At 64.2% G+C, this 21887-nt stretch carries 21 protein-coding genes; 17 read left to right on the top strand and 4 right to left on the bottom strand.

Translation table 11 applies throughout. The features are described from left to right. Positions 1-1215 (bottom strand): NADP-dependent isocitrate dehydrogenase, encoded by a 1215-nt coding sequence (locus J2X44_RS13665; RefSeq protein WP_310085058.1) that lies wholly within the window; start codon positions 1213-1215, stop codon positions 1-3. 149 nt (positions 1216-1364) lie between these two features. Between J2X44_RS13665 and J2X44_RS13660 the strand changes: the two genes are divergently transcribed. Continuing rightward, entirely contained in the window at positions 1365-2099 is a 735-nt protein-coding gene (locus tag J2X44_RS13660) for a phosphatidylserine decarboxylase (RefSeq protein ID WP_310085055.1), read from the top strand. A 1-nt stretch (position 2100) separates the two neighbouring features. After that, complete coding sequence (locus J2X44_RS13655) at positions 2101-2874, top strand: phosphatidylcholine/phosphatidylserine synthase (RefSeq protein WP_310085053.1); 774 nt, start codon at positions 2101-2103, stop codon at positions 2872-2874. Here J2X44_RS13655 and J2X44_RS13650 read toward each other — a convergent pair. Then, positions 2858-3118, bottom strand: coding sequence for a hypothetical protein (locus J2X44_RS13650; RefSeq protein WP_310085051.1), 261 nt, complete (start codon positions 3116-3118; stop codon positions 2858-2860). The two genes, J2X44_RS13655 and J2X44_RS13650, sit on opposite strands and share 17 nt — an antisense overlap. 310 nt (positions 3119-3428) lie before the next feature. On the opposite strand from J2X44_RS13650, the gene rpsB reads away from it, so the two are divergent. The 12 genes from rpsB to rpmE all read left to right on the top strand — a co-directional run bounded on the left by rpsB (position 3429) and on the right by rpmE (position 15023). Further along, positions 3429-4295, top strand: coding sequence for a 30S ribosomal protein S2 (rpsB, locus tag J2X44_RS13645; RefSeq protein ID WP_310085048.1), 867 nt, complete (start codon positions 3429-3431; stop codon positions 4293-4295). 132 nt (positions 4296-4427) lie between these two features. Beyond that, positions 4428-5354 (top strand): translation elongation factor Ts, encoded by a 927-nt coding sequence (gene tsf, locus J2X44_RS13640; RefSeq protein WP_310085045.1) that lies wholly within the window; start codon positions 4428-4430, stop codon positions 5352-5354. Between the two features lie 229 nt (positions 5355-5583). Beyond that, complete coding sequence (pyrH, locus tag J2X44_RS13635) at positions 5584-6312, top strand: UMP kinase (RefSeq protein ID WP_310085042.1); 729 nt, start codon at positions 5584-5586, stop codon at positions 6310-6312. A 14-nt stretch (positions 6313-6326) separates the two neighbouring features. Further along, entirely contained in the window at positions 6327-6881 is a 555-nt protein-coding gene (gene frr, locus J2X44_RS13630; RefSeq protein WP_310085039.1) for a ribosome recycling factor, read from the top strand. 119 nt (positions 6882-7000) lie between these two features. Further along, positions 7001-7687: a polyprenyl diphosphate synthase gene (uppS, locus tag J2X44_RS13625; RefSeq protein ID WP_310085037.1), complete on the top strand. Its 687-nt coding sequence runs from the start codon at positions 7001-7003 to the stop codon at positions 7685-7687. Positions 7688-7690: 3 nt separating this feature from the next. Beyond that, the gene (locus J2X44_RS13620; protein WP_310085034.1) at positions 7691-8365 is read left to right on the top strand and encodes a phosphatidate cytidylyltransferase; all 675 of its coding nucleotides are present in this window, start codon (positions 7691-7693) and stop codon (positions 8363-8365) included. 1 nt (position 8366) lies between these two features. Further along, complete coding sequence (locus J2X44_RS13615) at positions 8367-9533, top strand: 1-deoxy-D-xylulose-5-phosphate reductoisomerase (RefSeq protein WP_310085031.1); 1167 nt, start codon at positions 8367-8369, stop codon at positions 9531-9533. Continuing rightward, a complete protein-coding gene (gene rseP, locus J2X44_RS13610) occupies positions 9526-10659 on the top strand; it encodes an RIP metalloprotease RseP (protein WP_310087052.1) in 1134 nt (377 codons plus the stop codon). Before J2X44_RS13615 ends, rseP begins: the two co-directional genes overlap by 8 nt. A gap of 72 nt (positions 10660-10731) precedes the next feature. Beyond that, entirely contained in the window at positions 10732-13413 is a 2682-nt protein-coding gene (gene bamA / locus J2X44_RS13605) for an outer membrane protein assembly factor BamA (protein ID WP_310085028.1), read from the top strand. Beyond that, on the top strand, positions 13413-14105 hold the full coding sequence (locus J2X44_RS13600; RefSeq protein WP_310085025.1) for an OmpH family outer membrane protein: 693 nt from the start codon (positions 13413-13415) through the stop codon (positions 14103-14105). The genes bamA and J2X44_RS13600 overlap by 1 nt, the downstream gene beginning before the upstream one ends. Before the next feature lie 5 nt (positions 14106-14110). Then, positions 14111-14590, top strand: a complete 480-nt coding sequence (gene fabZ / locus J2X44_RS13595; protein WP_310085022.1) for a 3-hydroxyacyl-ACP dehydratase FabZ — start codon at positions 14111-14113, stop codon at positions 14588-14590. A 205-nt stretch (positions 14591-14795) separates the two neighbouring features. Then, the gene (gene rpmE / locus J2X44_RS13590; protein ID WP_088439403.1) at positions 14796-15023 is read left to right on the top strand and encodes a 50S ribosomal protein L31; all 228 of its coding nucleotides are present in this window, start codon (positions 14796-14798) and stop codon (positions 15021-15023) included. A 12-nt stretch (positions 15024-15035) separates the two neighbouring features. Here rpmE and J2X44_RS13585 read toward each other — a convergent pair whose 3' ends face one another. After that, positions 15036-16508: a glycerol kinase gene (locus J2X44_RS13585; protein WP_310085017.1), complete on the bottom strand. Its 1473-nt coding sequence runs from the start codon at positions 16506-16508 to the stop codon at positions 15036-15038. 359 nt (positions 16509-16867) lie between these two features. Here J2X44_RS13585 and J2X44_RS13580 point away from each other — a divergent pair, with 359 nt between their 5' ends. From J2X44_RS13580 to J2X44_RS13570, 3 genes are all read left to right on the top strand, one after another. Then, positions 16868-18247, top strand: coding sequence for a DEAD/DEAH box helicase (locus J2X44_RS13580; protein WP_310085016.1), 1380 nt, complete (start codon positions 16868-16870; stop codon positions 18245-18247). 163 nt (positions 18248-18410) lie between these two features. Beyond that, entirely contained in the window at positions 18411-20078 is a 1668-nt protein-coding gene (locus tag J2X44_RS13575) for an MFS transporter (RefSeq protein WP_310085014.1), read from the top strand. Positions 20079-20137: 59 nt separating this feature from the next. Continuing rightward, a complete protein-coding gene (locus J2X44_RS13570) occupies positions 20138-21181 on the top strand; it encodes an alpha/beta hydrolase (RefSeq protein ID WP_310085010.1) in 1044 nt (347 codons plus the stop codon). On the opposite strand, the gene J2X44_RS13565 is transcribed toward J2X44_RS13570, so the two are convergent. Next, complete coding sequence (locus J2X44_RS13565; protein ID WP_310085007.1) at positions 21132-21887, bottom strand: alpha/beta hydrolase; 756 nt, start codon at positions 21885-21887, stop codon at positions 21132-21134. The genes J2X44_RS13570 and J2X44_RS13565 overlap by 50 nt on opposite strands.

Raw genomic sequence — 21887 nt, 5'->3', positions numbered from 1 at the left:
TTATGCGCCCATCTTGGCTTCGAGATTCTCGACGATCGCTTCAAAGAATCCTTCGGTGGTCAGCCAGTTCTGGTCGGGGCCGATCAGCAGCGCCAGATCCTTGGTCATCTTGCCGCTTTCGACCGTCGCGACGCACACCTTTTCCAGGTCGTCGGCGAATTTGATCAGCGCATCGTTACCGTCGAGCTTGCCGCGGTGCTTCAGGCCGCCGGTCCACGCAAAGATCGACGCGATCGGATTGGTCGATGTCGCCTTGCCCTGCTGATGCATCCGGTAATGGCGGGTGACGGTGCCGTGTGCGGCTTCGGATTCGACCGTCTGGCCATCGGGGGTCATCAGTACACTGGTCATCAAACCGAGCGAGCCAAAGCCCTGCGCGACGGTGTCCGACTGGACGTCACCGTCGTAATTCTTGCAAGCCCAGACGAACTTGCCGCTCCACTTGAGCGCCGATGCGACCATGTCGTCGATCAGGCGATGTTCGTAGACGATGCCGGCGGCGTCAAACTGATCCTTGAACTCGGCGTTGAACACCTCTTCGAACAGATCCTTGAACCGGCCATCATAGGCCTTCAGGATTGTGTTCTTGGTCGACAGATACACCGGCCATTTACGCGCGAGGCCATAGTTCAGGCTGGCGCGCGCGAAGTCGCGGATCGAATCGTCCAGGTTGTACATCGCCATCGCGACGCCCGACGAGGGGAACAGGAACACCTCTTCGTCGATGACCTTGCCGTCCTCACCCTCGAACACCAGGCGCAGCTTGCCGGGGCCGGGGACACGGAAGTCGGTCGCCTTATACTGGTCACCAAATGCGTGACGGCCGACGACGATCGGGTCGGTCCAGCCGGGGACCAGGCGGGGGACGTTCTTCATCACGATCGGTTCGCGGAACACGACGCCGCCCAGGATATTGCGGATCGTGCCGTTCGGCGACTTCCACATTTTCTTGAGGCCAAATTCCTCGACCCGCTGTTCGTCGGGGGTGATCGTCGCGCACTTCACGCCGACGCCATATTTCGCGATCGCATTGGCGGCATCGACGGTGATCTTGTCGTCGGTCTGGTCGCGCATTTCGATGCTGAGGTCGTAATAATGCAGGTCGATGTCGAGATAGGGAAGGATCAGCCGTTCGCGGATCCACTGCCAGATGATCCGGGTCATTTCGTCGCCGTCGAGTTCGACGACCGGGTTGGCTACCTTGATCTTGCCCATGCTGTACGCCTTTATCCTTGGGGAGTCGGAGTTGCAGCGGGCCTTAGGCAAAGCGGCGCGATTGATCAATGGGCTGGTGGACGCGGCACGGAACTCGGGGCGTGCCTTATCCATTGTCAGTCATAGGTGTGCACCCTAGAAGAACGGCCATGTCCAACATCATCTCTTCCAACCGCCCCGGTGGCGGCATCAAATGGCAATGGCCATCGATCCATCCCGAGGGGCGCAAGTTCCTGCTCATCGCCGCGATCATCACGCTGTGTTTCTGGCTGCTCGGCTGGGAAATAGTCGGCTGGCTGATGTTCGGGATCACCCTGTGGGTTGGCACGTTCTTCCGCGACCCGGTGCGCGTCACGCCAACCTCTGTCGATCTGGTGATTGCGCCCGCCGATGGACTTATCACCCAGATCGCCGAAGTGTCGCCGCCGCCCGAAATTGCCGGGACCGACGGGCTGGGCGATGCGCCGATGCTGCGCGTGTCGATTTTCATGAGCGTGTTTGACGTCCACATCAACCGCACCCCGGTCGCCGGGGCGCTGCGAAAGCTGGTGTATATCCCCGGCAAATTCCTCAACGCCGACCTCGACAAGGCGAGCGAGGAGAATGAGCGCCAACATTTCGTGGTCGAGCGCGCCGACGGCGTCCGCATCGGCTTTACCCAGATTGCCGGGCTGGTGGCGCGGCGGATCATGCCGTTCGTCACCATGGGCAACGAGCTTAGCACCGGCCAGCGCGTCGGGCTGATCCGTTTTGGCAGCCGCGTCGATGTCTATCTGCCCGCCGGGACCACACCGCAGGTGCTGCTGGGACAGCGGACGCTGGCGGGCGAAACGGTGATCGCGCGGATCGGCAAGGCCGACATGATCGACGGCATCGGGCAATAGGGTGAGCGAAGACCAGCAGATCATTCCCGACGCTGCCGGGCGCCGTATCGGCGGGATCAGCCTGCGCGCCTTTGCCCCCAACGCGATTACCGTGCTGGCGCTATGTTTCGGCCTGACCGGAGTGCGCTTTGCAATCGGCGGGCAATTCGAACTGGCGATTGCGGCGGTGATCTTTGCCGGGGTGCTCGACGGGATGGATGGCCGCATTGCCCGCCTGCTGCGTGCCCAGAGCAAGTTCGGCGCCGAGCTCGATTCGCTGTCCGATGTCATCGCGTTCGGCGTCGCCCCGGCGATGATCCTGTTCCTGTGGTCGCTTCAGGACGCGCCGAAGTTCGGCTGGACTGCGGCGCTGGCGCTGGCGGTCTGCTGCGCGCTGCGCCTCGCGCGCTTCAATTCGCGCATGGACGCCGATTTTCAGCCGCACGAGTCGGCAGGCTTCAACACCGGTATTCCGGCGCCCGCGGGTGCAGGCTTGTCGTTCGTCCCCGTCTATCTGTGGCTGACGACTGGCAATGAGCTGTTCCGCGAATGGTATGTCGTGATGCCTTGGGCGCTCGGCGTCGCGATGTTAATGATCTCGGCAATCCCGACCTACAGCTGGGCCTCGATCCGGCTACGCCGGTCGTGGCGGCTGTTCGCTCTGGCCGGGGTGGGATTGCTGGGCGCGGCGCTGGTCACCGCGCCGTGGCTGACGCTGCTTGCGGTCTGCGCGATTTATGCCGCGACGTTGCCGTTCGGTCTGGCGAGCTATGCCAAGGTCAGGCGGCGCGGCTGAACTGTGGGCGGGCACTGATCGGGCGATCGACAATGGCGCGCGCAATGTGGCGGCGCGGCGCCGATGGGCGCAGCTTGATGACGGTCGCCGGCCCAGGCTGCGGAGCGGCGTCGGCCGGAAACGCGCCTTCGCCCAGCAACGCCGACAGAATCGCCATCTCGTTCGATTTCAGCATGGCAAGGATCACCGTGATGCCGAGCCCGGCGGCGAGAGCGAAGAGGAGTGCAGCTGCGACCTGAACCATGATCTGTCCTTCCGGGTTTTCGTTAACGAAACCTTTTCACCAAAGGACGGTTTCGCTGGGCTTTTTGTTCCATGTTCTCTATTTGTTCTCAACAGTTTTGCGACGAACCGAGTCAGATTGTCGCCGGATCGAATAAGGTGACGCGTGCACGGTTCGTCCCAAAGCGCCGCTCGGCGCTTGCATTTGCCAGTCAACGCCGCTAACGGGCCGCCCATTCCACATGGAAAGCGCACATAAACCGGTGCCGGGACCATCCGCTTGCGGAACCCGGTTCTTGCTTTCCAGAGGACCAACCGGAAGGAGAAAGACCATGGCGGCCCCTGTCGTCACGATGCAGAATCTTATCGAGGCTGGCGCCCACTTCGGCCACCAGACCCACCGCTGGAACCCGCGCATGAAGCCGTATATTTTCGGTGCGCGCAACGGCATCCACATTCTCGACCTTTCGCAGACCGTGCCGCTTTTCGCGCGCGCCCTCGAATTCGTCGCCTCGTCGGCGGCGTCGGGTGGCAAGGTGCTGTTCGTCGGGACCAAGCGCCAGGCGCAGGGTCCGATTGCCGATGCGGCGCGCGCCTCGGGTCAGCACTTCGTCAACCACCGCTGGCTGGGCGGCATGCTCACCAACTGGAAGACGATCTCGGGTTCGATCAAGCGGCTCAAGACCCTTGAGGAACAGCTTTCGGGCGACACCTCGGGCCTGACCAAGAAGGAAGTGCTCAACCGCACCCGCGAACGCGACAAGCTGGAAATGTCGCTCGGCGGCATCCGCGACATGGGCGGCATTCCCGACGTGATGTTCGTGGTCGATGCGAACAAGGAAGAGCTGGCGATCAAGGAAGCCAACGTCCTTGGCATCCCCGTCGTCGCGATCCTCGATTCGAACGTGTCGCCTGACGGCATCGCGTTCCCGGTTCCGGCGAACGACGACGCGGCACGTGCGATCCGCCTGTACTGCGATGCGATCGCCCAGGCGGCGACGCGTGGCGGCCAGCAGGCCCGCGCCAACCGCGGCGAAGATCTGGGCGCAGCGGTCGAACCGACTGCCGAACCCGTGCTCGAAGAAGCGGCTGCTCCGGTTGCCGAAGCAGCTCCGGCTGTCGAAGCTGCTCCGGTGACCGAGGACGAACAGGTCCCGGCCGAAGCTGCTGCCGAAACCGAACGTCAGAGCGACGCCTAGTCCGCTCGCGGCATGACGGGACGGCGCGACATTTTCGCGCCGTCCCTGTCATCCCTTTGACTTATCGCCCCGCCATGCGCGCGGGCGTCCCGCAGGCCGCAACGCGCCTGCCCCTTTGGAAAGGAATATCCCATGGCTGAAATTACGGCCGCTCTCGTCAAGGAACTGCGCGACCGCACGGGCGCAGGCATGATGGACTGCAAAAAGGCGCTCGCCGAAAATGGCGGCGACATCGAAGCGTCGATCGACTGGCTGCGCACCAAGGGTCTCGCCGCCGCCGCCAAAAAGGCTGGCCGCGTTGCCGCCGAAGGCCTGGTCGGTGTTGCCACCGACGGCACCCGCGGCGCGATGGTCGAGGTCAACAGCGAGACCGACTTCGTCGCCAAGAACGAGCAGTTCCAGGGCTTCGTCCGCGACGTCACCAATGTGGCGCTGGCCGGTAACATCACCGACATCGACGCGCTGGGCGCTGCCGCCTATCCGTCGGGCGCCACCGTCGCCGAAGCGCTGACCCAGAACATCGCGACGATCGGTGAAAACCAGTCGCTGCGCCGCTCGGCGATCATGTCGGTGAACTCGGGCGTCGTGACCGCTTATGTCCACAACGCCGCCGCCCCCGGCATGGGCAAGATTGGCGTGCTCGTCGCGCTCGAATCGACCGCCGGTGCCGACGTTCTGGAGCCGCTGGGCAAGCAGTTGGCGATGCACGTCGCCGCCGCCAACCCGCTGGCGCTGAACGGTGACGACCTCGACGCCGACCTGGTCGCCCGCGAACGCGCGATTGCCGAGGAAAAGGCTGCCCAGTCGGGCAAGCCCGCCGATATCGTGTCGAAGATGGTCGACGGTTCGATCGCGAAGTTCCGCAAGGAAAACGCGCTCCTGTCGCAGCTGTTCGTGATGGACGGCAAGACCCCGGTCGCCGAAGTCGTTGCCGCCGCCGGCAAGGACGTCGGCGCGACGATCACGCTCAAGGGCTTCACCCGCTTCCAACTCGGCGAAGGCATCGAGAAGGAAGAAAGCGATTTCGCGGCGGAAGTCGCGGCGGTCGCTGGCGTTTAATCGAAGAATTGGGCTGCGGTTTCGATCGGCGCCAATTCCCGATGCTCGTCATGCCGGACTTGATCCGGCATCCACTCCGGCCTCGCCGCATGGACCCCGGATCAAGTCCGGGTTGACGACTTGGGGGTTGCGACCTGAACGACGCGGCAGTCCGCTTGGCAATGGCGCGCGCCTTCACTAGGGTGCGCGCCATTCGCGTATCTAATCCCCCAAAGAGGTTTCCCCGATCATGGCACTGCCCGGCATGAAACGCATCTTGCTGAAACTGTCGGGCGAGGCGCTGATGGGCGCGACCCCCTTTGGCATCGACCCCGAAACCGTCGCCAGCATGGCCGCCGAGGTCAAGCAAGCCAAGGACAGCGGGCTGGAAATCTGCCTGGTCATTGGCGGCGGCAACATCTTTCGCGGCATGGCGGGCGCCGCCAAGGGCATGGACCGCGCGCAGGCCGATTATATGGGCATGCTGGCGACGGTGATGAACGCGCTAGCGATGCAGAATGCGCTGGAACAGCTGGGCGTCGAAACGCGCGTCCAGTCGGCGATCGAGATGGACAAGGTATGCGAACCGGTGATCCGCCGCCGCGCCGAACGCCATCTCGAAAAGGGCCGGGTGGTGATCTTCGCCGCGGGCGTCGGCGCACCATATTTCACCACCGACAGCGGCGCCGCGCTGCGGGCTGCCGAAATGAAATGCGACGCGCTGCTGAAAGGCACCAGTGTCGATGGCGTGTATAATGCCGACCCCAAAAAGGATAAGTCGGCGGTCCGTTACGACACGCTCAGCTACGACCGCGTGCTCGCCGACAATCTGAAGGTGATGGACGCCAGCGCGGTGGCGCTGTGCCGCGACAATCATATCCCGATCGTCGTGTTCAACATTCGCGAAGCGGGTAATCTGGCGCGGGTGCTGGCGGGCGAGGGCGTTTCCACCGTCGTTGCCGACGCGGACCAGAATTAAGAGAGGAAAGACTGATGGCGAAATATGACAAGGCTGACCTGGAACGCCGCATGCATGGTGCGGTCGAATCGCTGAAGAGCGACCTTTCGGGCCTGCGGACCGGCCGCGCGCACACCGCGCTGCTCGATCCGGTGACCGTCGAAGTTTATGGCAGCCACATGCCGCTCAATCAGGTCGCTTCGGTGAGTGCCCCCGAGGCGCGGATGCTGTCGGTGCAAGTGTGGGACAAATCGAACGTCGGCCCGGTCGACAAGGCGATCCGCTCGGCGGGCCTTGGTCTCAACCCGATCGTCGACGGCCAGATGCTGCGCCTGCCGATCCCCGAAATGACGCAGGAGCGCCGCAAGGAGCTGTCGAAGCTGGCCGGCCAATATGCCGAAAAGGCGCGCGTCGCGGTGCGCAACGTCCGCCGCGACGGGATGGACAATCTGAAGGCCGACGAGAACAAGAAGGAAATCAGCGAGGACGAGCGCAAGCGCCACGAGACCGAGGTGCAAAAGCTGACCGACGCGACGATCGCCGAACTCGATGCCGCCGCGGCCGCGAAGGAAAAGGAAATCCTGGGCTAGTGCTTTCCGGCGCTTACCTCTCTTCCGTTCGTGTCGAGCGAAGTCGAGACACGCCGCGTTCGCGCCCGACTTCCCGTGTCTCGACTTCGCTCGACACGAACGGGTTCTGAGGTCTTTTCGTGACAGCCCCCACTCACGGCGCGCGCCATGTCGCCATCATCATGGACGGCAACGGACGCTGGGCGAAGAAACGCCTGCTGCCGCGCGTTGCCGGTCACAAGGCGGGGGTCGAGGCGGTGCGGACGATCGTCCGCGCGGCGGGCGACCTCGGGATCGAGGCGATGACGCTCTACGCCTTTTCCTCTGAAAACTGGAAGCGGCCCGAGGAAGAGGTCAGCGACCTGATGGGGCTGATGAAGCGCTTCATCCTGTCCGACCTCGATGAATTCGCCGCCAATGACGTGAAGCTGAAGGTGATCGGCAACTGGCGCGCGCTCGCGCCCGACGTCGTTGCATTGATCGAAAATGCGCTGGAGCGCACATCGGGCAACAAGCGCACGACGCTGGCGGTCGCGCTGAACTATGGCGCGCAGGACGAGCTGGTCCGCGCCGCCGCCGCCGCTGCGGCCGAAGGCGCGATTACCGAGGACGCGATCGCGGCGCACCTCGACACCGCCGACATGCCGCCGCTCGACCTGCTCATCCGCACCTCGGGCGAGGTGCGGCTGTCGAACTTCCTGCTGTGGCAGTCGGCCTATGCCGAACTCTATTTCACCGATATTTTGTGGCCGGATTTCAAACCGGCGGACCTGAAAGCCGCGCTCGATCACTTCGCGCGCCGCAATCGTCGTTACGGGGGGCTATAAGGCATGGCGGCGGGCAAATCGGACTTCTGGACCCGCATCGGGTCAGCCATCATCCTGTTCGCGATCGCGGGCACCGCCTTGTGGTTCGGCGGCCTCGCGTTCGGCCTGCTACTGCTCGTCGGCGGCGCGTTGATGCTGGTCGAATGGTTTGCGCTGGTGCGCGCGATGACGATCGGCAGTGGGGCCAAGGCGGCGCTCACCATTCTCGGCCCGTTGCTCACCCTCGGCGCGATGGCAGGGCTGTGGTTCATTCGCGACCAGCTGGGCGTGACCGCGGCGCTATGGGTGTTCGGCATGGTGTGGGCGACCGACATCGGCGCCTATTTCGCGGGGCGCGCCTTTGGCGGGGCGCGGCTGGCGCCGACGATCAGCCCGTCGAAAACCTGGTCGGGGCTGATCGGCGGCATGATCGCGGCGCTGATCGCCAGCGCGACGATCGGCGACCGCGCCGGCATCATCGGGGTGCCGCTGTGGATCGGCCTGTTCATGGGGCTGCTCGCGCAGCTGGGCGACCTCGCGCAAAGCTGGATGAAGCGCCGCGCCGGGGTCAAGGATTCGGGCAAGCTGATCCCGGGCCATGGCGGATTGTTCGACCGCGTCGATGGGGTGCTGCCGGTGGCGCTGCTGCTCGGCGCGCTCGCGTTCGCGGGGCAGATTACGATCCGGGCGGGGGTGTGACATGACCACGCGCCGCCTCTCGCTATTCGGTGCGACGGGATCGGTCGGGCAATCGACCCTCGATCTCGTCCGCCGCGACGGCGAAGGCTGGCAAGTCAGCGTCCTGACCGCGAACAGTGGCGTCGCCGAACTGGCCAAGCTGGCGCGCGAATTTCGCCCCGACGTCGCAGTCATCGCCGATGAAGCGCGCTATGGTGAATTGCAGGATGCGTTGGCAGGCACGGGCATCGAAATCGCCGCAGGCACCGATGCGCTTGTCACCGCGGCACAGCGGCCAACCGACTTGGTGATGGCCGCGATCGTCGGCACCGCGGGGCTGGCCCCAACGATGGCCGCGCTGGCGGCGGGCACCGATGTGGCGCTTGCCAACAAGGAATCCCTGGTATCCGCGGGGGCGCTGATGACCGCTGCCGCGCGCGCGTCGGGCGCCACCATCCTGCCTGTCGACAGCGAGCATAATGCGATTTTCCAATGCCTCGCGGGCGGCCGGATCGATCAGGTGCGGCGGATCATCCTGACCGCCAGCGGCGGGCCGTTCCGCACGATGAGCGCCGCCGACATGGCGCGGGTCACCCCGGCGCAGGCGGTCGCCCACCCGAACTGGTCGATGGGCGCGAAGATCAGCGTCGATTCGGCAACGATGATGAACAAAGGGCTTGAACTGATCGAGGCGCATCACCTGTTCCCGGTCGGGCTCGATCGCATCGAAATTTTGGTCCATCCGCAATCGGTGATCCACAGTCTGGTCGAATATATCGACTGCTCGACCCTGGCACAGCTCGGCTCGCCCGACATGCGGATCCCGATCGCCAGTGCGCTCGCCTGGCCCCAGCGGATGGCGACGCCGTGCGCGCCGCTCGACCTGGCGACCATCGCGCGGCTCGACTTCGAGGCACCCGACGAGGTGCGCTTTCCCGCAACCGCGCTGTGCCGCGCCGCGATCGCCGCGGGCGGCGCTCGCCCGGCGCAGCTTAATGCGGCGAACGAGGTGGCTGTCGCCGCTTTCCTGGCGGGACGCATATCCTTTCCGGCGATCATCGATACGGTGCGCCGCGTGATCGAGGCCGACGCGCCCGCTGCGCCGTCCTCGCTTCACGACATATTCAGCGTCGATGCCGCATCGCGCGCGGCCGCCCAGCGCTTTGTGGACCTATATGAACATGCTTGAGACCCCCGGTTTTGCCTTTACAGTACTTGCATTCCTGCTGGTGCTGGGGCCGCTCGTGTTCGTTCACGAATATGGCCATTATATTGTCGGGCGCTGGTGCGGGGTAAAGGCCGACACCTTCTCGATCGGGTTCGGGCGCAAGGTCCTGGGCTGGACCGACAAGCGCGGCACCGAATGGAAGATCGGCTGGTTGCCGCTGGGCGGCTATGTCCAGTTTGCGGGCGACCGCGATGCTGTGAGCCAGCCTGACGCCGAATGGCAGACTTTGCCAGCCGAGCAGAAATCGCACACCTTCCCGGCTCAGCCGGTGTGGAAACGATCGTTGATCGTGGCCGCGGGGCCGGTGACCAATTTCCTGTTCGCCATCCTGATTCTTGCCGGTTTCGCTTGGGCGGGCGGCAAACCGGTGACCCCGCCGGTCGCCGGCGGCATTTCGGCGGGATCGGCGGCGGCGGCGGCGGGGCTGCAGACCGGCGACCGCATTGTCGAAATTGATGGGCGACCGATTGCGGTCTTTGGCGATATTTCGATGGCCGTGGCCCACCGTCCCGGCGAGGCGATGCAGGTCCGCGTGGTCAGTGGCGGCAGCGAGCGGATGGTTGAGCTGACGCCGAAGCTGGTCAAAGAAAAAGACCCCTTCGGCAAGGATTATGAGCGGGCGATCATCGGCCTGGCGCCGCCGCCGCCGCAATTGCAGCCGGTGACGCTGCTCGAAGCGCCGATGGTTGGGCTTCACCAGACCTGGCAGATCGTCCGCCAGACGGGCGAGGTGCTGGGCCAGTTTCTGACCGGGCGGCGGTCGATCAAGGATATGAACGGCCCGGTCAAGATTGCCGAAATTTCGGGGCAGGCGGCGACGTTGGGACTGGCGTCGCTGATATTCTTCATCGCCCTGATTTCCATCAATCTGGGGTTCATCAATCTCTTGCCATTGCCCATGCTTGATGGTGGTCATTTGCTATTCTACGCCTATGAAGCGGTCCGGCGGCGTCCAGCCCCGCCCCGGGTGCAGGAATGGGCGTTCCGATTCGGCTTTGCAGCGGTCGTCACCCTGATGCTGGTCGTGACTTTCAACGATTTGGGCTCATTGGGCCTGTGGGACGGGATCGCGCGCTTGATTGGCTAGCGAGTCTGGGGCAGGGAGTGCGCGCGAACCTGCGGTCAGGCAGGTTTGGCGCTTTTGAGTTATTTTTTCGGGATGAACAGCGTGGCTTCACACAAATTCTCGGCGCGGACACAGCTGTCGGCCCTCCTTTTGGCAGGAACGATGCTCGGAGCGCCGGTGATGGCGCAGGAAGTCGCGCCGCCGCCAGTCCCCGCGCCGGGCGTCCCGGCCCCCGCGCCCGAGGCGGTTCCCGTCGCGACGACGGTCCAGTCGATTACGGTCGTGGGCAACCAGCGGCTCGAGGCGCAGACGATCTTGTCGTATCTGCGTCTGCGCGTCGGTCAGCGCTATGACCGTTCGATCCTTGACCAGGCCTTGAAGGACCTGGCCGCGACTGAGCTGTTCAAGGATTTCCAGATCACCGACAACAATGGTGCGCTGACGATTCAGGTCGCCGAAAATCCGGTGATCAACCGCGTCATCCTGGAGGGCAACAAGCGCCTGAAGGAAGACAAGATCCGGCCCGAGATCAAGCTGGCGCCGCGCCAGATTTTTACCCGGTCGAAAGTCCGCGCCGACGTCGCCCGCATTATCGAACTCTATAAGCGCCAGGGGCGCTTCGCTGCGACGGTCGAGCCGAAGATGGTGTCGCTCGACCAGAACCGCGTCGATGTGGTGTTCGAAATCAACGAAGGGCCGAAGTCGAAGGTTCGCCAGATCAGCATCATCGGCAACGAAAAATTCAGCGACGGCGACCTGAAGGACGAGATGGCGACCAAGGAATCGGGTCTGCTGACAATCCTGTCGTCGAACACCAGCTACGATCCCGATCGCCTGGCCTATGACCAGCAGAAGCTGCGCCTGTTTTACCTGGCGAACGGTTACGCCGACTTTCGCGTCATTTCGGCCGTGGCCGAGCTGACGAGCAACAAGCAAGACTTCATCATCACCTATGTCGTCGAAGAAGGCGAACGTTACAAATTCGGCGCCGTCGATGTGAAGAGCGAGCTGCGCGATTTCCAGCCCGAAATGCTCAAGACGCTGCTGCCGATGAAGACCGACGACTGGTATGACGCAAAGCTGGTCGAGGATACGGTCGAAAGCCTGAGCGAGACCGCCGGGCTGTTCGGTTATGCCTTTGCCGACATCAACCCCGAATTCCGCCGCAATGCCGAAGACCGGACGATGGCAATCACCTTCAACGTCGCCGAAAGCCCGCGCACTTATGTCGAGCGCATCGACGTCAATGGCAACACGCTGACGCACGACAAGGTTGTGCGCCGCGAATTCCGTCTGAATGAAGGCGATGCGTTCAACAGCTTTGGCATCAAGCGCACCGAAAACCGCCTGAACAGCCTCGGCTATTTCCAGGAAAATCTGGAGATCGAGCGCAAGGAGGGTAGCGCCCCCGACCGTATCATCCTGGAAACCAATGTCGAAGAAAAGCCGACCGGCGAATTGTCGCTGTCGGCCGGGTTCTCGTCGATCGAGAATTTCCTGCTCCAGGCGTCGATCCGCCAACGCAACTTCCGCGGCTTGGGTCAGCAACTGCAGGCGTCGGTCAATTATTCGAGCTATTCGAAGTCGATCGAACTCGGCTTTACCGAACCCTATCTGTTCGACCGCAACATTTCGGTCGGCGGCAGCATTTATCGCCGCGATCTGAACTCGTTCAACTTCATCAACAACAACCGCGAAACGACGTTCGAGCAGGTGACGACCGGTTTTCAGCTCAACGCCGGTGTGCCGCTCACCGAATTCATGTCCTTTTTCGCGCGTTACAGTCTGAATTATGACGACGTGACGCTTGACCGCGGCACCTATTTCTTTGGCGACGAGTGCGACCCGCTGGTTGCCGGTCGCTATCTGTGCGACGCAATTGGCAAGCGCACGACCTCGCTGGTCGGCTATACCCTCGCCTATGACGACCGCGACAACCGCATCCGTCCGACGCGCGGCCAGTCGCTGTCGCTCAGCCAGGATTTCGCCGGGCTTGGCGGCAGCGTGAAATATGTCCGCACCCGCGCCAATGCCTCGAAGCACTTCAATCTCGGCAGCCGCTTCGTGCTCAATTTTTCGGCCGAGGGCGGTTATATCTATCCGTTTGGCAGCGCGCCCACTCCGACCAGCGACAAGGTCCGCCTGACCGACCGCTTCTTCCTGGGCGAACCGCAGATGCGTGGTTTTGACATCCGCGGTATCGGTCCGCGCGTTGTGCGCTATGCGTCGGTCGATCTGACCAATCCCGCCGCGCCGGTGCTCGATACCAGCAGCGACGCCCAGATCGATGACGCACTCGGCGGCCGCGCTTATTATCAGGGCCGCGTCGAGCTCGACATTCCGCTCGGGACCGGGGCCAAGGAGCTGGGGCTGCGGCCGTCGATTTTCCTCGATGTTGGCTCGGTGTTCAGCGTGAAGCGTCCGACGCTGACGACGTTGGAGGATTTCCGTGACACGCGTCCGGGCGTTGCAGGCGAAGGGTTGATTAAGTATCGCTGCCGCAAGGCATCGACCGGCGAAGATGTCTTTGCCTCGCTGACGACGGGCACGACCAATCAATACACGACGTGTGACACGGCAAACGGGTTCAGTGCGCTGCCGCCGTTCGAGGAACGCTTCTTTGGCGACACCTGGATGCCGCGCGTGTCGATCGGCGCCGGGGTCAACTGGAACTCGCCTTTCGGTCCCTTCCGGATCGACTTCGCTTACGCCCTTCGCAAAGAAGAGGGTGATGATACCAAACGCTTCTCATTCAACGTAGGAACTCAATTCTGATGAAGAAAATTCTCACCGCGTCGGCGCTTGCCCTCGCCACGCTGTCGGTTTCGCCGATCATGGCCGTCCCCGCGATCGCCCAGGCCAAAGCCGTTGCGGTCGCCGACGTTCGCGTCGCCGCCGCACGCTCGAATGCCTTTTCGGTCGCGTCGCAGCAGATCGAGACCACCTACAAGGCGCAGATCGACCAGCAGCAGTCGCGCGGCCAGACGCTGCAGGCCGAAATCAACGTCCTGATTGCCAAATATAATGAAGAGGCGAAAAAGACGCCGCAGAACCAGGCCGCGTTGCAGGCCGCCGGCAAGGCGGTTCAGGACAAGCGTCAGGCGGCACAGGCCGAACTCGGCCAGATCGGCCGCCCGGTCGAGCTGGCCATTGCTTATGTCGAAGACCAGATCAGCGTTCGCATGAACGAAGCGATCCGCGCCGCGATGACGGCGAAAAAGATCGACCTGCTGCTCAATCCCGATGCGGTGCTGGCGCGCGAGAACAACGTCGATCTGACCGATGCGGTCGTGACCGAACTCAACCGCCTGCTACCGAATGTGTCGATTGCCGTGCCGGCCGGATACCAGCCGGGCCAGCTCGTTCAGCAGCGCAACCAGCAGCTTATGGACGCCGCCCGCGCGGCGCAGCCGGGCGCGACCACCGCCGCACCGGCGCCGACCGGCACCGCGCCGACGACCCGTTAAGCGCCATGGCTGACGGGGAAAATGCGGCAGGGGCGATGGGGCCGGCGGACATCCGCCGCATCCTGGCGCTGCTGCCGCACCGTTATCCGATGCTGCTGGTCGACCGCGTCGTGTCGATCGTGCCCGACACGTCGATCCACGCGGTCAAGGCGGTGACGATGAACGAGCCCTTTTTCCAAGGGCATTTCCCAGGTCGGCCGATCATGCCGGGCGTGTTGATCGTCGAGGCGCTGGCGCAGGCCGCCGGCGTCCTGGCGATCGAATCGATGGGCCTCGCCGGCACCGGCAAGCTCGTCTATTTCATGGCGATCGACGGCGCGAAATTCCGCAAGCCGGTCGAACCCGGCTGCCTGCTCGACCTGCATGCGACGATCATCCAGGCCAAGCGCAGCGTCTGCCGTTTCGAGGGCAAGGCGATGCTCGACGGCGTCCTCGCCGCCGAGTGCCAGTTCACCGCAATGATCGCCGACCCGCCGGGCGATTAAAACCTCACACCTCTTTCTTCGTCACCCTGGACTTGATCCGGGGTCCATGGCAGCGCCGCAGCAATGGATGCCGGATCAAGCCCGGCATGACGAGGGCAGGGTGTTGCTTTTCGCTTGATAGCCCACTAAAGGCCGCACCTTCGCGTTCCCGGACGCACAGACTCGCGACCGCTGGTCGGTAACCAGCGGCACAGGAGCCAAAGACATGAAACAAGACATTCACCCCGCGTACCACATGATCACCGTCAAGATGACCGATGGTACCGAATATCAGACGCGCTCGACCTGGGGCAAAGAGGGCGACACGATGACGCTCGAAATCGACCCCACCGCGCACCCGGCGTGGACCGGTGGCAATGGCCGCATGCTCGACGCGGCGGGCCAGGTTGCCAAGTTCAACAAGCGCTTCGGTGGCCTCACCCTCAAGCGTTAATCGCTTCGGCGATCAGCTCAGAACCTTTGCAAGCGCGCTTTGCCACCCGGCAAGGCGCGTTTTGCGTTTGTCGGCATCCAACGCCGGGGTAAATCGCGTCGCGGTGCCGCGCATCGCCTTGGCGGCGCTCGCCAGATCGGGATACAGGCCCGCGCCGGTCGCGGCGAGCATCGCGGCGCCTAATGCTGTGCTCTCGACGAAATCCGGGCGCTCGACCGTCAGGTTCAGCATGTCGGCCAGATCCTGCGCCATCCAGTCGTTCGCTGCCATGCCGCCGTCGATCCGCAGGTCAGCCCAATCGACGCCATCCGCCGCAAAGGCCGATTTCAGGTCGTGCGCCTGATACGCCTGCGCCTCCAGCGCGGCGCGCGCGACATGCGCCTTGGTGCTGGCAAAGCTGAGCCCCGACAGCGCCGCCAGCGCGTCGGGGCGCCAATGCGGCGCGCCAAGCCCGGTGAGTGCGGGGACGAGATATACCCCGCCATTATCCTCGATCGACCGCGCCAATCCTTCGCTCTCGGCAGCATTGGCGAGCAGGCCAAGCCCGTCGCGCAGCCATTTGATCAGACTGCCAGCGACAAACACCGATCCCTCAAGCGCGTAGGAGCGCTCATCGCCCTCTTGCACCAGCACCGTCGCGAGCAGGCGGTTGTTCGATCGCGGGCGCGTTGTGCCGCTTGCCGACAGGATGAAGGCGCCGGTGCCGAACGTCGCCTTGGTCTGCCCGGGCGCCAGGCACGCCTGCCCGATCGTCGCCGCCTGCTGGTCGCCCGCCATGCCGCAGATAGGGATCGCGCCTCCGAACAGTGCGGGATCGGCTTTGCCGACGGTGGTCGTGCAGCCGGTGATTTCGGGCAACAGACGCATCGGCACTCCGAGCAGATCGCAAAGCCCCGCGTCCCAGCCGCTCGCACCGTTGATGTTCATCAGCAAGGTGCGCGACGCATTGGTCGCGTCGCTGACATGCACCCCGCCGGTCAGCCGGAAAATCAGATAGGATTCGATCGTTCCGACCGCCAGCCGCTCACGCGCTTCGCGCAGCTGCGGCCAGTGTTTCAGCGCCCAACCGATCTTGCTTCCCGAAAAATAGGGATCGAGCAGCAGGCCGGTCGTCGCCTGCACCGCGGCTTCATGGCCCGCATCCTTCAGCGCCGCGCAATCGGCGGCGGTGCGCCGGTCCTGCCAGACGATCGCCGGCGCCAGCGGTTCGCCCGTGGCGCGGTCCCAGAACACAATGGTTTCGCGCTGGTTGGTGATCCCGATCGCGGCAATCCGGTCTGCGCCCCCCGCTTGCGCAACCATCTCGCGGGTGCAGGCTAGCGTGGCCTCCCAGATTTCGGCGGCGTTATGTTCGACCAAGCCAGCGGCGGGATAATGCTGCTGGATCTCGCGCTGCGCGCTCCCCAGCGGGGTGCCGTCGGCGGCGAACAACATCGTCCGGGTCGAAGTGGTGCCCTCGTCGATGACGATAATCTTTTCGGCCAACGCGCTATCCCCTCATCCGTTTTTGCCGAGCGTGTCGATGCACCGCTCCTTTCTTGAGCAACCCATGAAGAAAGATCAGCCCTTCGACAAGCGGCGGGCGGACGCGAATAGGTAGCGGCGCAATTATCTTGCAATATCGCGCAACCCATGCCATATCTTGTGCAGCGCAGCATGGCGGGCTTCCCCGCCGCAACACCCGGCAGCGTGATTTTCCCGCCCGATTTCAGGCGCGGGACGAGCCGGACCAGCGCTTTGTCCCCAGAGGCACCCTTTCACGCGGGTCGTTTCGAACCCGCGGCCCGTGCGCCGTCCGTTCGATCCGAACGGATGCGCCTGCGCGTCGCCCATAGTGAGTATTTATGACGACTTTTAACGACTTTGGCCTGCACGCCGACATCAATCGCGCGCTTGCCGCCAAGGATTACACCACCCCGACCCCGATCCAGACGCAGGCGATCCCGCCGCTGATGAAAGGCCGGGACCTGTGCGGGATCGCGCAGACCGGCACCGGCAAGACCGCCGGTTTCTCGCTGCCGTCGATCCACCACCTGCTGACCTATCCGCACCGTCCGACCCCGCGCGGCTGCCGGATGCTCGTCCTCGCGCCGACGCGCGAACTCGCGGCGCAGATCGCGCAGAGCTGCCGCGACTATGGCCGCTTTACCAAGCTGTCGGTGTCGACCGTGTTTGGCGGCGTGCCGATCAACAAACAAATCCGCGACCTGTCGGGCGGTGTCGACATCCTGGTCGCCACGCCGGGCCGCCTGCTCGACCTGATCGACCAGCGCGCGCTGCGCCTCGACGATGTCGAAATTTTCGTCCTCGATGAAGCCGACCAGATGATGGACATGGGCTTTATCCACTCGCTGCGCCGCGTCGCCAAGCTGCTGCCGTCGCGCCGCCAGAATCTCTTCTTCTCGGCGACGATGCCGAAGGAAATCGCGCATCTGGCCGAACAGTTCCTTGAAGATCCGGTGACCGTATCGGTGACACCGGCGGCGACCACGGTCGAAAAGATCAGCCAATATGCGACCTTCGTCGAACAAAAGGAAAAGCAGGCGCTGCTCCATGCGGTGATCGCCAGCGAGGATATCGACCGCGCACTGATCTTCACCCGTACCAAGCATGGCGCCGACCGCGTCGTGCGCCATTTGGCGGGCGCCGGGATCAAGGCGATGGCGATCCATGGCAACAAGAGCCAGTCGCAACGCACCCACGCATTGCAGGCTTTCCGCTCGGGCGACATCAAGCTGCTCGTCGCGACCGACATTGCCGCGCGCGGCATCGACGTGTCGGGCGTCAGCCATGTGATCAACTTTGAAATCCCGAACGTGCCCGAACAATATGTCCACCGCATCGGCCGCACCGCGCGTGCGGGTGCCGAGGGCAAGGCGATCAGCTTCATCGCGCCCGATGAGCGGCCGTACATGCGCGACATCGAGCGCGTGACGCGCAGTAAGTCTGAACCGATGCCGCTGCCCGAGAATTTCAACGAGTTGGTGCGCAATCTGCCCAAGCCCGTTGCGGGCCCGCGCGACACCGGCAGCCAGGGCCGCGACCCGAACCGCCAGCGTCAGGAGGCTAATCGCGGCCGCGGCAATGGCAAACCGCAGGGTGAACGTGGCCCGCGCCGCGATGGTGCGGCCGGTGAAGGCGCGGAAGGCCAGCGCAAGCGCCGCTTCCGCCCGCGCAACAAAAGCGTCGGCGCGCACAAGGGCGCGGTGACCCGCGTCGGGTAAGTCAAACCCTCGTCATTGCGAGGAGCGTAGCGACGAAGCAATCCAGAGTGGGCGCAAGCCGCTCTGGATTGCTTCGCTTCGCTCGCAATGACGGGCCGAAACCATTGACGCCAAGCGGTCGCCGACTACTCTTCGCCTCGTCAGAGAAACGAAGGGGCAGCGGATGACGGACGCAGGGGGAACATCACTCATTGACACCCGCCAGAGCGAACGCAAGGTCATCTTGGCCTCGTCGCTCGGCACCGTGTTCGAATGGTATGATTTCTACCTCTACGGCTTGCTCGCGACGGTCATCTCGGCGCAGTTTTTCTCCGGCGTCAACGAAACCACCGGCTTCATCTTCGCGCTCGCCGCCTTTGCGGCGGGTTTCGCGGTGCGGCCGTTCGGGGCGCTGGTGTTCGGGCGCATCGGCGACCTTGTCGGGCGCAAGAACACCTTCCTCGTCACCATGGGCCTGATGGGCGCGTCGACCTTCCTCGTTGGTATCCTGCCCAACTATGCGTCGATCGGAGTTGCCGCGCCGATCCTGCTCGTCGTGCTGCGCCTGCTTCAGGGGCTGGCGCTCGGCGGCGAATATGGCGGTGCCGCGACCTACGTGGCCGAACATGCGCCCGAGGGAAAACGCGGGCTGTTCACCAGCTTCATCCAGACTACCGCGACGCTCGGCCTGTTTGCCGCGCTCGGCGTCGTGATCACGATCCGGACGCTGATCGGCGAGGACGCCTTCGCCGACTGGGGCTGGCGCATCCCGTTCCTGATCTCGATCATCCTGCTCGGCGTGTCGCTGTGGATCCGCATGCAGCTCGAAGAAAGCCCGGTGTTCAAGCAGATGAAGGAAGAGGGCACGACGTCAAAGGCGCCGCTGACCGAAGCCTTTGGCCGCTGGGGCAATTTGAAATGGGTAATCGTCGCGCTGTTCGGTGCGGTCGCGGGGCAGGCGGTGGTGTGGTATTCGGGGCAATTCTATGCGCTGTTCTTCCTCGAAAAGACGCTGAAGGTCGATGGTGCGACCGCGAACATCCTGATCGCCATCGCACTCGCGCTCGGCACGCCGTTTTTCATCCTGTTCGGCTGGCTCAGCGACAAGATCGGGCGCAAGCCGATCATCCTCGCCGGCTGCGCGCTGGCGGCGCTGACCTATTTCCCGGCGTTCCAGATGCTCACCGCCGCTGCCAATCCGGCGATGGCCAAGGCGCAGATAAGCGCCGCAGTGCGGGTCAACGCCGACCCCGGCGCCTGCGCCTTCCAGTTCGATCCGGTCGGCAAGGAAAAGTTCGAAAGCACCGGCTGCGACATCGCCAAATCGGCGCTGGCAAAGGCGGGGGTCAGCTATACCAGCGTGACCCGACCCAACCGTACCGGTGAAGCCGCCGACGTGTGGATCGGTGACCGCGTGCTGATCGCCCCCGAACCGTGGCGCTTGGCCGAGGAGGATCGCGCCGCCGCCGCCGAAACCTTTCGCAAGGAACTGGCTGCCGCGACCGCGGCCGCGGGCTATCCGGCCAAGGCCGACCCCGCGGCGATCAACAAACCGCTTGTCGTCGCGATCCTCTTCTACCTCGTGCTGCTCGTCACGATGGTCTATGGCCCGATCGCGGCGCTGCTGGTCGAGCTGTTCCCCAGCCGCATCCGCTACACCGCAATGTCTTTGCCCTATCATATCGGCAATGGGTGGTTCGGCGGCTTCCTGCCGACGACGGCGTTCGCGATGGTCGCGGCGACCGGCAACATCTATTACGGCCTGTGGTATCCGGTCGTCGTAGCGGCGCTGACCGTTGTCATCGGGCTGCTCTTCCTGCCCGAAACCTTTCGCCGTCCGATTCACGAATAGCGTGCATTGACGCGCGGCAGCGGGACGTTAGGTTCGCCGCGGCCTTGAGGGGGCGTGTGATGACGATCGACGACGATGATTTCTACCCGCCGCCGCCGCCGCGGCGCCCGCTGCTCCGGCGCAAGCGGGTGCTCATCCCGCTCGCCCTGCTCGTCGCGATCATCGCCATCTTCCTCGCGCTCCGCACCTCGGACACTGATCGCGACGCGATGATCGCGAAATATAGCGGACCTGCCGGCGCCTTTGTCGCCGGGCCAGCGGGACAGCGCATCCATTATCGCGATCAGGGTCAGCGTAGCGGCCCCGCGATCATCCTGCTCCACGGGTCGAACAGCAGCCTGCATACGTGGGAACCGCTGGTTCAGCGGCTGGGCGACGACTATCGCGTCGTCACGCTCGACCTGCCGGGCCATGGGTTGACCGGCGGCACCCCCGACAAGGATTATGGCGCCGACGGGATGGCGGCGGCAGTCGACGTTGTTGCGGCGAAGCTGGGTCTCGATCATTTCATCCTTGGCGGCAATTCGATGGGCGGCTGGGTCGCGTGGCGCTATGCGCTGGCACAGCCGGACCGCGTCGATGCGCTGCTCTTGCTCGACGCGGCGGGGATGCCGCTCCGCAAGGGAGAGAAAGCACCCAAATCCAATGTCGGTTTTCGTATCCTGAAATATCCGTTCGGGCGCTGGCTCGCGACCCAGATCACCCCGCGCGCGCTGGTCGAACAATCGCTGCGCGGGTCGGTCGAGAAACAGGCGATCGTCGATGAGGCGATGATCGACCGTTATTGGGAGCTGCTGCGCTTTCCCGGCAATCGCGAGGCGACGGTGCTGCGCGCACGGATGAACCGCGAACCGGCGATGGGGGCGCGGATCGGCGAGATTAAGGCGCCGACGCTGATCCTGTTCGGCAAGCAGGACCGGATCATCAACGCCAGCGCCGCGCAAAGTTTTCACGAACGGATGCCGGGTTCGGAGGTCGTGCTGCTGGATGGTATCGGTCACCTGCCGATGGAGGAAGCCCCCGACGCGACGGCGGCGGCGATCGCCGATTTCCTCAAGCGGCGGCTTGTCGCGACGCGGTCGGCTGATCCAGAAACGCGCTGATTCGCGCCGCCATTGCGGCAGCGTTGGTGAAGGGGAAGAGGTGCGATCCGGGTACCACCTCCAGCACCGCGCCGTCGATCAGGCTGGCGAGCATCTGGCCATAGCAGGCGGGCATGACGCCATCGCGCTCGCCCGTCAGCACCAGCGTCGGCAGGTTCTTCAACCCCGGCAGATAGGCGGCGCTGGTCCATCCCGCCATCGCCGCGGTCTGATACGCAATCCCAAGCGGGGTCGCGGTCTGGATTTTCAGCCCGCTCGCCTGCATGTCGTCATCGAACAGGGCGGTCCAGCCGATCCCTGGCGCACCCATGACCGGCGTCGTCGCCATCAGCACCAAACGGCGAACCCGTCCCGGAAACTGGATTGCGATCTGCTGCGCCAGCGCGCCGCCCCAGCTGAAACCCGCCAGGTCGATCAGTTTGTGGCCAAAACGGTCGGCAATCTCCATGACCACCGCCGCGATGGTCGGCGCGCCATAAGGGATCAGCGCATCGGGCGAAGCGCCGACCCCCGGCATGTCGAGCGTCCAGACTTCGCGCCCGTGAATTTGCGCCAGCAGCGGCGCGGCTGCCCCGATGTCGGCGCCGATCCCGTTCAGGAACAGCAGCGGCGTACCCACCGAGCCAACGCGCCAGCGCGCGACGCGCAGCGTCAGCCCATAGACATGCTCGGTGCTGATGACGGGACGGCCGCTGATCCTGCTCAT

The organism is Sphingopyxis sp. BE259 (genome assembly GCF_031457495.1).
Taxonomy (GTDB): domain Bacteria; phylum Pseudomonadota; class Alphaproteobacteria; order Sphingomonadales; family Sphingomonadaceae; genus Sphingopyxis.
The sequence above is the reverse complement of the archived record's forward strand: the minus strand, read 5'-3'. Positions and strand labels throughout refer to the sequence as shown.

Excerpts from the sequence above, each read along its gene's own strand:
- J2X44_RS13665 (WP_310085058.1), bottom strand. The coding sequence starts at position 1,215 with ATGGGCAAGATCAAGGTAGCCAACCCGGTCGTCGAACTCGACGGCGAC.
- J2X44_RS13660 (WP_310085055.1), top strand. The coding sequence starts at position 1,365 with ATGTCCAACATCATCTCTTCCAACCGCCCCGGTGGCGGCATCAAATGG.
- J2X44_RS13650 (WP_310085051.1), bottom strand. The coding sequence starts at position 3,118 with ATGGTTCAGGTCGCAGCTGCACTCCTCTTCGCTCTCGCCGCCGGGCTC.
- rpsB (WP_310085048.1), top strand. The coding sequence starts at position 3,429 with ATGGCGGCCCCTGTCGTCACGATGCAGAATCTTATCGAGGCTGGCGCC.
- tsf (WP_310085045.1), top strand. The coding sequence starts at position 4,428 with ATGGCTGAAATTACGGCCGCTCTCGTCAAGGAACTGCGCGACCGCACG.
- pyrH (WP_310085042.1), top strand. The coding sequence starts at position 5,584 with ATGGCACTGCCCGGCATGAAACGCATCTTGCTGAAACTGTCGGGCGAG.
- frr (WP_310085039.1), top strand. The coding sequence starts at position 6,327 with ATGGCGAAATATGACAAGGCTGACCTGGAACGCCGCATGCATGGTGCG.
- J2X44_RS13620 (WP_310085034.1), top strand. The coding sequence starts at position 7,691 with ATGGCGGCGGGCAAATCGGACTTCTGGACCCGCATCGGGTCAGCCATC.
- J2X44_RS13615 (WP_310085031.1), top strand. The coding sequence starts at position 8,367 with ATGACCACGCGCCGCCTCTCGCTATTCGGTGCGACGGGATCGGTCGGG.
- rseP (WP_310087052.1), top strand. The coding sequence starts at position 9,526 with ATGCTTGAGACCCCCGGTTTTGCCTTTACAGTACTTGCATTCCTGCTG.
- bamA (WP_310085028.1), top strand. The coding sequence starts at position 10,732 with ATGAACAGCGTGGCTTCACACAAATTCTCGGCGCGGACACAGCTGTCG.
- J2X44_RS13600 (WP_310085025.1), top strand. The coding sequence starts at position 13,413 with ATGAAGAAAATTCTCACCGCGTCGGCGCTTGCCCTCGCCACGCTGTCG.
- fabZ (WP_310085022.1), top strand. The coding sequence starts at position 14,111 with ATGGCTGACGGGGAAAATGCGGCAGGGGCGATGGGGCCGGCGGACATC.
- rpmE (WP_088439403.1), top strand. The coding sequence starts at position 14,796 with ATGAAACAAGACATTCACCCCGCGTACCACATGATCACCGTCAAGATG.
- J2X44_RS13580 (WP_310085016.1), top strand. The coding sequence starts at position 16,868 with ATGACGACTTTTAACGACTTTGGCCTGCACGCCGACATCAATCGCGCG.
- J2X44_RS13575 (WP_310085014.1), top strand. The coding sequence starts at position 18,411 with ATGACGGACGCAGGGGGAACATCACTCATTGACACCCGCCAGAGCGAA.
- J2X44_RS13570 (WP_310085010.1), top strand. The coding sequence starts at position 20,138 with ATGACGATCGACGACGATGATTTCTACCCGCCGCCGCCGCCGCGGCGC.
- J2X44_RS13565 (WP_310085007.1), bottom strand. The coding sequence starts at position 21,887 with ATGAGCAGGATCAGCGGCCGTCCCGTCATCAGCACCGAGCATGTCTAT.